Source organism: Klebsiella sp. 28, assembly GCF_018223905.1.
Taxonomy (GTDB): Bacteria; Pseudomonadota; Gammaproteobacteria; order Enterobacterales; family Enterobacteriaceae; genus Klebsiella; species Klebsiella pneumoniae.
Genome location: NZ_JAGRQY010000069.1, coordinates 1 through 12,336, shown reverse-complemented (window position 1 = coordinate 12,336; position 12,336 = coordinate 1). Strand labels below are relative to the sequence as shown.

Below are 12,336 nucleotides of genomic sequence, written 5' to 3'. Positions count from 1 at the left end.
TGGAGGCGCATTATAGGGAGTTCTGAGACGTTGACAAGCCCTGTTTTCAAAAAATTATTCAACCGTCTCTTTTTTGTGCAAAACGCCCTTAGAGCGGTAATTTTTCCAGCGTCGAGAAGCCATAGCGACGCAGAACGGGTAAAAGCTGTTCTGTTTCTGCCGTCAGCGCCATGCAGAATGCTTTATTCTCGTCGCTGGACTTCGCATCCGGCGCTTCATGCTCTAACAGCCAGGCGGTGCGTCGGGCAATCGCCGCGCCGGAATCGATCAGCCGTGTGCCTTCCGGCAGAACGCGCTGCAGCTCCTCCTGTAAAAGAGGAAAGTGGGTGCAGCCCAGCACCACCGTATCCGGCGGCTCCTGCATCCGCAGCCACGGGCGCAGGATACGGCGCAGCTCTTCTAACGGCACAGGCTCGCCGTGCAGCTTCGCTTCCGCCAGCTCCACCAGCTCCGCCGACCCCAGCATTTCAATCCGACATTCATTGGCAAAGCGGTCGATCAGCTCACGGGTATAAGGACGCTTTACGGTACCGCGCGTCGCCAGCAGGCCAACAATGCCGTTCGCCGTTAAACGGGCGGCGGGCTTGATCGCCGGCACCACGCCAACGACGGGGAAAGCGAACTTTTCACGCAGGGCAGGCAGGGAGACGGTACTGGCGGTNNGGCGGTATTGCAGGCGATCACCGCCAGCGCCAGGGGATAACGCTGCTGGACAGCGGTGACGATTTCCACAACGCGCTCAACGATAAACTCCTCGCTCTTCTCGCCATAGGGGAAGGCAACGTTATCGAAAGCATAGATGTAATGCAGATTCGGCAGCAGCTGCCGAATCTCATTATAAACCGACAACCCACCGACGCCGGAATCAAACACCAGCACGGTGGGACGTGGATCAGAAGGTGTAGCTGCCAGACAAGGTGTATTCCCGTCCTGCAGATTGGTAGCCATAAACTGTCTCGTAATCTTTATCGAACAGGTTGGCTATTTTACCACGAACTGTCAGGTGTGAGGTGACGGGATACGATAAACCGACATCCCAGAGGCTCAACCCACCCATATTGACGGTACGCGAGTTGTCGTAGTCATAATCGTAACGCTTGCCGATGTAGTGATACGTCACATCCCACCCCAGATCGTAGACCTGGCCGTTCAGCTCGTATTTCACCTGCTGCTTCGCCCGGCGATAGAGGATCTTATTGGTTTCATCATCGCGAGGGTCAACATACTGCAGCGTCAGATGGTGCTCCACCGGCCCGGTGATTATATTCCCCGTCCACTCCAGCCCCTTAATCGTCGCCGACTTGACGTTGTAATAGGCGTTGTTGTCGTAATCGATGAGGTTTTGAATCTCATAGCGATACGCGGAGAGGCGCCAGTCGACCGGCCCCGTTAACCCTTCAAGGCCCGCTTCCCATTGCTTCGACTCCTCTGGCTTCAGATTCGGGTTAGAGGCGATGCCAAAGCGTTCTGCGCCGTACTGCTGCCCGAGGGAGGGGGCGAGGAATCCTGTGCCGTACGAGAGCGTTGTCCGATAACCGTCGATAAATTCCCAGCCGGCGGCCGTCTGCCAGGTACCGTGCCAGCCAAACTGCTCGTCATGATCCTCACGGCCGGAAGCTTCCAGCGTCACGCTGTCAATCTGCTGCTGTCCCGTCAGATAAAGACCGGTGGTGTCACGCTTATACACGTCGGTACTGGTCGTTCCGCTGGATTTCAGCTTCTCTTGTTTCCAGTCAACGCCGCCGCTCACTGCCCCATGGCCTACCACAACATTATTTCCCCACTGGATATAGCGCTGTTCCATATCATCCAGGGTGGTGCCCGCGGCATAGCGGCCAGCGTCGCTGCTGTAGTTGTAATCTTTGATGCGCTGATAGTTAGCAATCAGCTGGGAGGAGTAAATTCCGGAGTGGTAGTGCAGACCGGTATCCCAGGATTGGGTATAGGATTGATCTTCATCGTTTCCACCTGCGTAGCCCCAGTTACCCTGGTCATAGTCAGCGTTGGCGGAATAACCATAGCCGCGGAAGAACCCCGAGAAGTTGTCATCGAACTGATGCTGTACCCCGCCCCACAGCATTTTATTGCGGTAGCCGTCGCGATCGCTGTCGCCGCTGTAAGAGGAATTCGGCTGGACGTTAAACCCTTTGGTGGTCTGATAGGCGCCAGCAGCGGTAACCAACGTATCGCCAAACCGCTTGTTAAAGGCGCCGTCATAGGACTGATAGCCGTTCGTACCCGCGCCGGCGTTGATCTGCGAACGCTCAGCGTCGGTCATGGTGATGATGTTCACCACCCCGCCGATCGCTCCGGAGCCGTACACCGCGGAGCGCGGGCCGCGGATGTATTCCACCCGCTGGACCAGTGAGATAGGGATCTGACTGATATCTACGCCGTTGGAGATCCCCGGACGCGCCATCGGCACACCGTCGATCAGCACCAGCACGTGACGAGCCTCCGTCCCCCGAACATACAGCGAAGCGCTCTGCCCCATGCCGCCGTTGCGGGCAATATCGACCCCGGGAAGACGACGCATGACATCGTTTAAATCTTTGGACTGCCAGCGGTCGATGTCATCGCGCGTCACAATGTCGGTCGGCGCCAGCACGGTATTGACCGGCTGTTGAAAACGGTTTGCTGTCACCACCAACGTATCTGAATTGCTATCCTGCGCCCAGCCGGAAAATGCCGTGACGGATAAGGCCGTCATCAGCGAAGCTTTTTTAATCATTGTAAAAGCATCCGAAACAGAAAAAGGATGCCGCAGGTTTTATCAGTTGCTCGCGACGATAAAACCCAGTGCGACGTATTCCGGCAGGTCTTCGGGCTTGGAGGCTGTTTCAAGAAATAATGACTTCCCACGGCTAGCCGCAGTGTCTGCACCGAGTGCGCTCATTTCTCACCTTCCTTACCGCTGCGCGTCAGCCCCAGATTTCCACTGGGTTCCCTTTTAACTCACAGGACCGGTAGGCGAATGCTACAATCAGAACCATATAGATGTCCAGACTGCTAATTATATTTCCCGCGGCATTCGAGGCTGGACATCCCCGGCGCTTTCCCTACAATCCCCGCGTACTTATTTTATTCAGGATACATCATGACCCCCGAACACCTTCCTACCGAACAATACGAAGCGCAGCTGGCAGAAAAAGTCGTCCGTTTGCAAACCATGATGGCGCCTTTTGCCGCGCCGGTTCCGGAAGTGTTTCGTTCGCCGGTCAGCCACTACCGTATGCGCGCCGAGTTCCGTCTGTGGCACGATGGCGACGATCTGTACCATATTATTTTCGATCAGCAGACCCGGTCGCGGATTCGCGTTGACAGCTTCCCGGCCGCCAGCGCGCTGATCAATCAGCTGATGACCGCCATGCTGGAGGGCGTACGCAACAATCCCGTGCTACGCCAGAAGCTGTTCCAGATTGACTATCTGACCACCCTCAGCAACCAGGCGGTCGTTTCGCTGCTGTATCATAAAAAGCTGGACGATGCCTGGCGTGAGCAAGCGGAGGCGCTGCGTGACGCCCTGCGAGCCCAGGGGCTCAATGTGCATCTGATTGGGCGGGCGACCAAAACTAAAATCGAGCTCGATCAGGATTATATAGATGAACGCCTGCCGGTTGGCGGGCGGGAGATGATCTACCGTCAGGTGGAAAACAGCTTTACCCAACCGAACGCGGCCATGAACATTCAGATGCTGGAGTGGGCACTGGATGTCACCAAAGGGGCGACTGGCGACCTGCTGGAATTGTACTGCGGCAACGGTAACTTCTCGCTGGCGCTGGCGCGTAATTTCGATCGCGTATTGGCCACCGAAATCGCTAAACCGTCGGTGGCGGCGGCGCAGTACAACATCGCCGCTAACCATATCGACAACGTGCAGATTATCCGCATGGCGGCGGAAGAGTTTACTCAGGCGATGAACGGGGTGCGGCAGTTCAACCGGCTGCAGGGTATCGATCTGCATAGCTATCAGTGCGAAACCATCTTCGTCGATCCACCGCGCAGCGGGCTGGACAGCGAGACGGAAAAAATGGTGCAGGCCTATCCGCGTATTTTGTACATTTCGTGCAACCCGGAAACGCTGTGTCGCAATCTGGAAACGCTAAGCCAGACGCACAACGTTACCCGGCTGGCGCTGTTCGACCAGTTCCCGTATACCCATCACATGGAGTGCGGCGTCCTGCTGACCCGCAAATAGGCCCAAAAAAACCGGCAACGTCATATTGCCGGTTTTTTTTACCGCTGGCGGCTTACTCGGCTGCGGTATCTTTGCGGTTACGCATCTTGTAGCCGATCCAGAAGACCATCGCGACGGACAGAACGGCCGGGAAGAAGTTAGAACCGATATCCGGGTACTCCGCACGCACGACGGTGCTGTACAACAGCACCCCGAGAATAAAAAAGGCGGCGGCCAGGCCCGGTAGCCCAACGGGCATACTGCGATTCTGATAGCGCTGATGCAGACAGTAGACCGTCAGCAGCAGGGATAAAATGGGGAAGACGGAAAACGGAACTATCGAACTGAACAGCGCCGCAAAGGCGCCATTAATGGATAACCCGGCAATCAGCGCCAGCAGCAGCGTACCTTTATCTTGAACTGAGTGTTTCATTGCTCGTCCTTCACGTTATTCGGAATGATGTGACATTTTTTCTTGTTCACGGCGATACCAGTAATACGCGCCTTTCGAGATCATTCGAAGCTGCAGTACCAACCGTTCCTCCAGCTGCCGGCGCTGCTCAGGGCCGACATCCAGCGCTTCCGCGCCAGCGCTAAAAACGATGGTGACCATAGCTTCAGCCTGCGCTTCGGTAAAGGCGCGCGGCATATGGTTTTCGAGTTCTAAATAGTCGGCGAGTTCCGCAATAAAGTGCTGGATCTCGCGTGCGACGGCGGCGCGAAACGCCGCAGAAGTTCCCGAGCGCTCACGCAGCAGCAGGCGGAAGGCGTTCGGGTTGTTACCGATAAATTCCATAAAGGTGGAGACCGAGGTGCGGATCACGCTGCCGCCTTTGGCTATCCGCTGGCGCGCCTGGCGCATCAGCTGGCGCAGCATCAGTCCGCTCTCATCGACCATCGTCAGGCCCAGCTCATCGACGTCGCGAAAATGACGATAAAAGGACGTCGGCGCGATCCCTGCTTCCCGGGCCACTTCACGCAAGCTCAGGCTGGCGAAACTCCGCTCAGCGCTAAGTTGGCTGAATGCCGCTTCCACCAGCGAACGGCGGGTTTTTTCTTTTTGTTGTGCTCTTACGCCCATCACGATGTATGAATCCTTCCAATAGCCCTGCTGGCACTATACCAGAGATTAAAACTAATCGGTTTGCCCTGGATTGTGAATGATTGTTTACGAGCCGTTTCTGCTTTTATGCTGCAAAAAAGCACAACGATAATTGGGTTAAAGCGCAGCGAATGTTATCATCGTGTTTATTTTATGTATAAAACAGGTGAGTAATGCCATGTCACACTCTTGGGATTATGATGCAATAGTGATTGGTTCCGGTCCTGGCGGGGAAGGCGCCGCCATGGGACTGGTGAAACAGGGAGCACGCGTTGCCGTCATCGAGCGCTACCATAATGTCGGCGGCGGTTGCACCCACTGGGGCACCATCCCGTCGAAAGCCCTCCGCCATGCCGTCAGCCGTATTATCGAGTTTAACCAAAACCCCCTCTACAGCGATCACTCCCGCCTTCTTCGCTCTTCTTTCGCCGACATCCTTAACCATGCCGACAGCGTCATCAACCAGCAGACTCATATGCGCCAGGGATTCTATGAGCGCAACCACTGTGAAATTCTGCAGGGCAATGCCCACTTCGTGGATGAGCATACTCTGGCGCTGGAGTGCCATGACGGCACGGTCGAGACTGTGACCGCGGAGAAATTCGTTATCGCCTGCGGATCGCGCCCCTACCATCCGGCGGATGTCGATTTCCACCACCCGCGCATCTATGACAGCGATTCGATTCTCAGCCTGCAGCATGAGCCGCGCCATGTGATCATTTACGGCGCCGGGGTGATCGGTTGTGAATATGCGTCGATCTTCCGCGGCATGGAGGTGAAGGTCGATCTGATCAACACCCGCGATCGTCTGCTGGCCTTCCTCGATCAGGAGATGTCAGACTCGCTCTCTTATCACTTCTGGAACAGCGGCGTGGTTATTCGCCACAACGAGGAGTATGAGAAAATTGAAGGGGTGGATGACGGGGTGATCATGCACCTGAAGTCCGGCAAAAAGCTGAAGGCCGATTGCCTGCTGTACGCTAACGGCCGCACCGGCAACACCGACACCCTGGCGCTGGAAAATATCGGTCTGCAGACCGACAGCCGCGGTCAGCTGAAGGTCAACAGCATGTATCAGACCGCCCTCCCGCACATCTATGCGGTTGGCGATGTCATCGGCTATCCAAGCCTGGCTTCTGCCGCTTACGATCAGGGACGCATTGCCGCCCAGGCGCTGGTGAAAGGCGAAGCCTCAGCGCATCTGATTGAAGATATCCCGACCGGGATCTATACCATTCCGGAAATCAGCTCCGTCGGGAAAACCGAGCAGCAGCTGACGGCGATGAAAGTGCCGTATGAGGTGGGCCGCGCCCAGTTTAAACACCTGGCGCGGGCGCAAATCGTCGGTATGAGCGTTGGTACGCTGAAGATCCTGTTCCATCGTGAAACCAAGGAGATCCTTGGCATTCACTGCTTTGGCGAGCGCGCGGCCGAAATTATTCATATCGGCCAGGCGATCATGGAGCAGAAAGGCGGTGGCAACACCATTGAGTACTTCGTCAACACCACCTTTAACTACCCGACCATGGCGGAAGCGTACCGGGTTGCCGCGCTGAACGGCTTAAACCGCCTGTTTTAACGCCTTGTCGAAATGGCCATCCATCGTGCCGCGGATGGCCTCCGCCAGATGTTCATAGCGGCTGCGCAGCGGGGAGCCTGGACGATAAACCAGACCGATGGTGCGTCTTGGCTCTGGCTTAATGCACGGCAGGTAGACTACGCCATCGCGTTTTCTCTCCTGCGGCACCGCCAGCGCCGGCAGCAGGGTAATGCCGCTGCCTGCCGCCACCATATTGCGCAGCGTTTCCAGGCTGGTCGCGCGGAAGTGGGTATCCTCATCCGCCCCCGCTTCAAAGCAGAAGCCCATCGCCTGATCGCGCAGACAGTGGCCATCCTCCAGCATCAGCAGCTTTTCACCGGCCAGATCCGACATCGGCACCCGATCGCGGTTCGCCCACGGATGATCTTCATAAATAGCCAGCATCATCGGCTCATCGAACAGCGGCACCTCGATAAAGGCCTCGCTCTCTTTGACCAGCGCCAGGATGGCGCAGTCGAGCTTACCGCTGTCGAGCTGAGCCAGCAGCTGATGGGTCTGCGCTTCGTGCAGATACATTTCCAGCTTCGGGAAGGTCTGATGCAGCATCGGAATGATGTGCGGCAGCAGGTACGGGCCAATTGTCGGGATCAGGCCGATATGCAGCGGCCCGGACATGGTTTCCCCTTGTTGGCTTGCCATTTCCTTGAGCACTTTTACTTCGCGTAACACGGTACGCGCCTGATCCACCAGCAACAGCCCCGCCTGGGTAAACAGAACCTTACGGCTGGTGCGCTCCAGCAGCATGACGCCAAGCTCATCCTCCAGCTTGCGGATCTGTCCGCTGAGCGTCGGTTGGCTCACATGGCATGAGTCAGCCGCCCGCCGGAAGTGGCGGTGTTCGGCGAGCGCTACCAGGTATTCAAGATCGCGAATATTCATTATTCATCCTCCATCGCCACGATAGTCCATGGCGATAGATAGCATAGCAACGAACGATTATCCCTATCAAGCTTTCTGTTCAATAATACGCCCATAAAGACGGTCTACCTGTGAAAATCACTGACCCGTCACACTGTTTCTCTACCCGAACAACTAAAGCCAACGTGAACTTTTGCGGACCTTGCGTCCGCTTTTTTTTGCATAAAAAACCCGGCGTCGCTGGGCTTGGCCGGGTCAGGGAGGGCAGATATCTAAGGATTAGCTTAAACGAGCCTTCGCCTCGTTGATAGCCTGGGCTACCTGCTGCGGCGAGACGCCGCCTTTCGCTGCGCGTTTCTCGAGGCAGGACTGCAGCGACAGGATCGGATACACATCGTCCGCAATCACCGGGCTGAATTTCTGCAGATCGGCCAGGGTCAGCGCTTCCAGCGGTTTCCCTTGCGCAATGGCTTCCACTACCGCTTCACCGACAATATGGTGCGCCTCGCGGAACGGTACGCCTTTCGCCACCAGATAATCCGCCAGCTCAGTGGCGTTGGCATAGCCCTGCTGCGCCGCTTCCGCACAGCGCGGGCGTTTTACCTGAATGCCGTCCAGCACCAGGGCCGCCATATGCAGGCAGTCGAGCCAGGTATCCAGGGCGTCGAAAAGCCCCTCTTTATCTTCCTGCATGTCTTTGTTGTAGGCCAGCGGCAGTCCTTTCAGCGTCATCATCATGCCGGTCAGCGCACCCTGCACGCGGCCGCATTTGCCACGGATAAGCTCCAGGGCGTCCGGATTTTTCTTCTGCGGCATCAGCGAGGAGCCGGAGGTCACGCGGTCGGAAAGCTCGACGAAGTTCGCCTCGCCGGAGTTAAAGAAAATCAGATCTTCCGCAAAGCGCGACAGATGCACCATACCGATAGCCGCATCGGAAAGCAGCTCCAGCACATGATCGCGATCGGACACGCTGTCGAGGCTGTTGCGGTTGGCGGAGGCAAAGCCCAGCCAGCCGGCCAGCTGCTCGCGGTCGATCTCATACGCCGTCCCCGCCAGCGCGCCGCAGCCCAGCGGGCTGACGTCGAGGCGCTTCAGCGCGTCCTGCAGACGGCTTTCGTCACGCGCCAGCATTTCAACGTAGGCCAGACACCAGTGCGCGAAGGTCACCGGCTGGGCGCGCTGCAGGTGGGTGTACCCCGGCATTACCGCGTCCTGATTCTGCTGGGCGGTCTCCACCAGCGCGCTCTGCAGCTGGCGGTTCGCCGAGAGCAGTTCGACAACGGTATCTTTGCACCACAGTTTAAGATCGGTGGCGACCTGGTCGTTACGGCTGCGCCCGGTGTGCAGTTTCTTGCCCAGCTGGCCCACTTTATCGATCAGCTTGCCTTCCACCCAGCTGTGAATATCTTCGGCATCGCTGGCGAGGATTTGCTGCGGATTGGCGCGCACCTCTTCCAGCAGCACGTTCAGCGCTTCTTCCAGCTGCTGCTGTTCAGCGGCACTCAGAACGCCGACCGTTACCAGCGCTTTCGACCAGGCGACAGAGCCAACGATATCCTGCTCCGCCAGACGATAGTCGAAGCGCAACGAGTCGTTGAACTGTTTGAACCGTTGATCTGCTGCCTGTGTAAAACGCCCGCCCCAAAGTGCCATAACATGCTTCCTTTATTCGTTAGTTCCGCCGGCGGCATTGTGCCGCCCGGCCTACGGTCTTGTAAGCCCGGCAGACGACGCGCCGCCGGGCATGAAATCTTAAGCCAGAATACGTGTGCCGATCGGCGTGCCGTTAAATAACGCCGGCAGCTGCTCGGCGTGACGCCAGGAGGCGATATCCACCGGACGACCCAGAGCACGTGCGGCGTCAAGGGCCGCATTCACTTTAACAATCATGCCGTCGGTGATAATCCCCTGCTCGATCAGCTGCTCCGCTTTCTCGGCGGTCATCTCGGCAATGCGCTGCCCTTTACCGTCGAGGATACCGCTAACGTCAGACAACAGGATCAGATCCGCCCCCAGGGTGGCCGCCAGCGCTGTCGCCGCCTGGTCAGCGTTGACGTTCATCAGCTGGCCTTCATCGGTCACCCCGATAGAGCTCACCACCGGCAGGTAACCGCCGGCCAACAGGGTGTTGATCAGCGTCGGGGAGCCCGGCTGCGCCAGCCCGACATGGCCCAGCTCAGCATCCAGCTGCGTCACCTTCACGCTATCGCCATCGCCGAGGAACAGGCCTACCGAGGAAATACCATGTTTTTTCGCCCACGCCAGCAGCGTCTTGTTGGCGGTTCCCGCCAGCGCGCCGGTGATGATGTCGATTTGCTCAGCCGGCGTAACGCGCAGGCCATTTTTCTTCTGCACCGGCAGGTTGAGCTGCTTCATCAGCTCATCCACCACGCAGCCGCCGCCGTGGACGATAATCAGCGGACGCTGGTGCGCTTCACGGTAGTTAACCAGCGCGGTAAACAGGCGCTCCAGCGCTTCTTCGCTATCGAGTAATACGCCGCCAAGTTTGATAATTAATGGGTTCATCATCACACCTTAAATAAGAGACTGCGTCTCAGCGAAGCCGAAACGAATATTCGCGCACTGCACCGCCTGCGCTGCGGCGCCTTTCAGCAGGTTATCCTCTGCCGCGACGACGATGAGATGATCGTCCTGCACGGCAAAACCGATATCACAGAATGGCAGGCCTTCGACGCTTTTCAAAGCGGGCACGCCTTTATCATATAAACGTACCAGTGGTTTATCGGCGTAAGCCTGCTGGTAAACCGCCGCGATCTGCGCATGGCCGACGCCCGGCTTCAGGCGGCAGGTGATAGTTTCCAGGATGCCGCGCTTAAAATTACCCAGGTGCGGGGTAAAAATTACCTTTGCCCCGAGGTGGCTGGCAATCTCCGGCTGATGGCGATGGTTAAATATGCCGTACGGCTGCAGGCTAACTTCACAGAAGCTGTTGCCGATCGCGGCCTTACGACCCGCGCCGCTCACCCCGCTGGTAGCGTTGATTACCGGCCACTGGTTGAGATCCAGCAGATTGGCCTCAATCAGCGGCTTCAGCGACAGCTGCGCCGCCGTCGGATAGCAGCCTGGCACTGCGATTAACTGCGCGTCTTTAAGCGCATCCGCGCTCCACTCCGCCAGACCATACACCGCCTGTTTGAGCAGGTCGGGATGCTGATGAGTGAAACCGTAATATTTTTCGTAGAACGCCCCATCGTTAACGCGGAAGGCACCGGAGAGATCGAACACCACGCAGCCAGCGGCAAGAAACTGCGGCGCCAGATCGTGACTCACTTCGTGCGCGGTGGCGAGAAACACCACGTCCACGCCAGCGCTGAATTCGCTGATATCGGACATCGGCTGCAGCGGCATATCGACAATGCCTTTGAGCTGCGGATGCAGGTCGGAAATTAATTTTCCCGCATCATTGCTTTGCGCGGAGACCGTCAAAGCGGTTATGTTCATATGCGGATGACGATTGATATAGGTCACCAGCTCTGCGCCGGCATAACCACTGGCACCCACAATCAGCGTATTTAACATTGGAAGCGCATCTCCTTACATTCGATGGGTTTTCTTACGCTCAACGATATTGTATTTTTATTCACAATAAATGCATGAATATTGATACTATCACGACCCAAGGTGTGTCAACAATGAAAAACAATTTACCGCCCTTTATCGAGATTTACCGCGCGTTGATCGCCACACCGTCCATCAGCGCGACCGAAGAGGCTCTCGATCAAAGCAATGAGTCTTTAATCAATTTGCTGGCAGGCTGGTTCCGCGATCTCGGCTTCAATGTTGAGATACAGCCGGTGCCGGATACGCGCCATAAATTCAACCTGCTGGCCAGCACCGGACACGGCGCCGGCGGCCTGCTGCTCGCCGGGCATACCGATACCGTGCCGTTCGATGATGGCCGCTGGACGCGCGACCCGTTCACCCTCACCGAACACGATAACAAGCTCTACGGCCTCGGCACGGCCGATATGAAAGGCTTCTTCGCCTTTATTCTCGACGCCCTGCGTGATGTCGACGTCACCACGCTGAAAAAGCCGCTGTATATTCTGGCCACTGCCGACGAAGAGACCAGCATGGCCGGCGCGCGCTATTTTGCCGAAACCACCCGGCTGCGCCCGGACTGCGCCATCATCGGCGAGCCCACCTCCCTGCAGCCGATCCGCGCCCATAAAGGCCATATGTCCAACGCGATCCGTATTCAGGGCCAGTCCGGCCACTCCAGCGATCCGGCGCGCGGGGTCAACGCGATTGAGCTGATGCACGACGCCATCGGCCGGATTATGCAGTTGCGCGATCTGCTTAAAGAGCGCTATCACTTCGAGGCGTTTACGGTCCCTTACCCAACCCTCAACCTGGGCGCTATCCATGGCGGCGATGCCTCAAACCGTATCTGCGCCTGCTGTGAACTGCATATGGATATCCGCCCGCTGCCGGGGATGACCCTAAACGATCTTAATGGTCTGTTGGGCGAGGCGCTGGCCCCGGTCAGCGAACGCTGGCCGGGCCGCCTGACGGTCTCTGAGCTGCATCCGCCGATCCCCGGCTACGAGTGCCCGCCGGACCATAAGCTGGTGCAGG

At 57.4% G+C, this 12,336-nt stretch carries 10 protein-coding genes, 1 pseudogene and 1 riboswitch; of the genes and pseudogenes, 3 read left to right on the top strand and 8 right to left on the bottom strand.

Annotated features, from left to right (window positions below; all coding sequences use genetic code 11):
• Positions 1-88 precede the first annotated feature (88 nt).
• Positions 89-948: pseudogene (gene murI, locus KHQ28_RS12595) on the bottom strand (glutamate racemase).
• Positions 893-2,731 carry a TonB-dependent vitamin B12 receptor BtuB gene (gene btuB / locus KHQ28_RS12590; protein WP_009309738.1) on the bottom strand — a complete coding sequence of 613 codons (1,839 nt, stop codon included), beginning with the start codon at positions 2,729-2,731 and terminating at the stop codon, positions 893-895. The pseudogene murI and the gene btuB overlap by 56 nt, the downstream one beginning before the upstream one ends.
• Before the next feature lie 64 nt (positions 2,732-2,795).
• A riboswitch (cobalamin riboswitch) is annotated at positions 2,796-2,983 on the bottom strand.
• A 114-nt stretch (positions 2,984-3,097) separates the two neighbouring features.
• On the opposite strand from btuB, the gene trmA reads away from it, so the two are divergent.
• A complete protein-coding gene (trmA, locus tag KHQ28_RS12585; protein ID WP_002883023.1) occupies positions 3,098-4,198 on the top strand; it encodes a tRNA (uridine(54)-C5)-methyltransferase TrmA in 1,101 nt (366 codons plus the stop codon).
• A gap of 52 nt (positions 4,199-4,250) precedes the next feature.
• Here trmA and KHQ28_RS12580 read toward each other — a convergent pair whose 3' ends face one another.
• A complete protein-coding gene (locus KHQ28_RS12580) occupies positions 4,251-4,610 on the bottom strand; it encodes a YijD family membrane protein (protein WP_002883021.1) in 360 nt (119 codons plus the stop codon).
• A 15-nt stretch (positions 4,611-4,625) separates the two neighbouring features.
• On the bottom strand, positions 4,626-5,261 hold the full coding sequence (gene fabR, locus KHQ28_RS12575; protein WP_004151856.1) for an HTH-type transcriptional repressor FabR: 636 nt from the start codon (positions 5,259-5,261) through the stop codon (positions 4,626-4,628).
• Between the two features lie 196 nt (positions 5,262-5,457).
• Here fabR and sthA point away from each other — a divergent pair, with 196 nt between their 5' ends.
• The gene (sthA, locus tag KHQ28_RS12570) at positions 5,458-6,858 is read left to right on the top strand and encodes a Si-specific NAD(P)(+) transhydrogenase (RefSeq protein ID WP_002883016.1); all 1,401 of its coding nucleotides are present in this window, start codon (positions 5,458-5,460) and stop codon (positions 6,856-6,858) included.
• On the opposite strand, the gene oxyR is transcribed toward sthA, so the two are convergent.
• The 4 genes from oxyR to argC all read right to left on the bottom strand — a co-directional run bounded on the left by oxyR (position 6,841) and on the right by argC (position 11,277).
• A complete protein-coding gene (oxyR, locus tag KHQ28_RS12565) occupies positions 6,841-7,758 on the bottom strand; it encodes a DNA-binding transcriptional regulator OxyR (protein WP_002883015.1) in 918 nt (305 codons plus the stop codon). The genes sthA and oxyR overlap by 18 nt on opposite strands.
• Positions 7,759-8,016: 258 nt before the next feature.
• On the bottom strand, positions 8,017-9,390 hold the full coding sequence (gene argH, locus KHQ28_RS12560) for an argininosuccinate lyase (RefSeq protein WP_032418227.1): 1,374 nt from the start codon (positions 9,388-9,390) through the stop codon (positions 8,017-8,019).
• Positions 9,391-9,489: 99 nt separating this feature from the next.
• Positions 9,490-10,266 carry an acetylglutamate kinase gene (gene argB / locus KHQ28_RS12555; protein WP_015959218.1) on the bottom strand — a complete coding sequence of 259 codons (777 nt, stop codon included), beginning with the start codon at positions 10,264-10,266 and terminating at the stop codon, positions 9,490-9,492.
• Positions 10,267-10,272: 6 nt separating this feature from the next.
• Complete coding sequence (gene argC, locus KHQ28_RS12550) at positions 10,273-11,277, bottom strand: N-acetyl-gamma-glutamyl-phosphate reductase (protein ID WP_004181637.1); 1,005 nt, start codon at positions 11,275-11,277, stop codon at positions 10,273-10,275.
• Positions 11,278-11,390: 113 nt separating this feature from the next.
• On the opposite strand from argC, the gene argE reads away from it, so the two are divergent.
• On the top strand, positions 11,391-12,336 hold a 946-nt coding region (gene argE / locus KHQ28_RS12545), incomplete at its 3' end, for an acetylornithine deacetylase (RefSeq protein WP_211777614.1).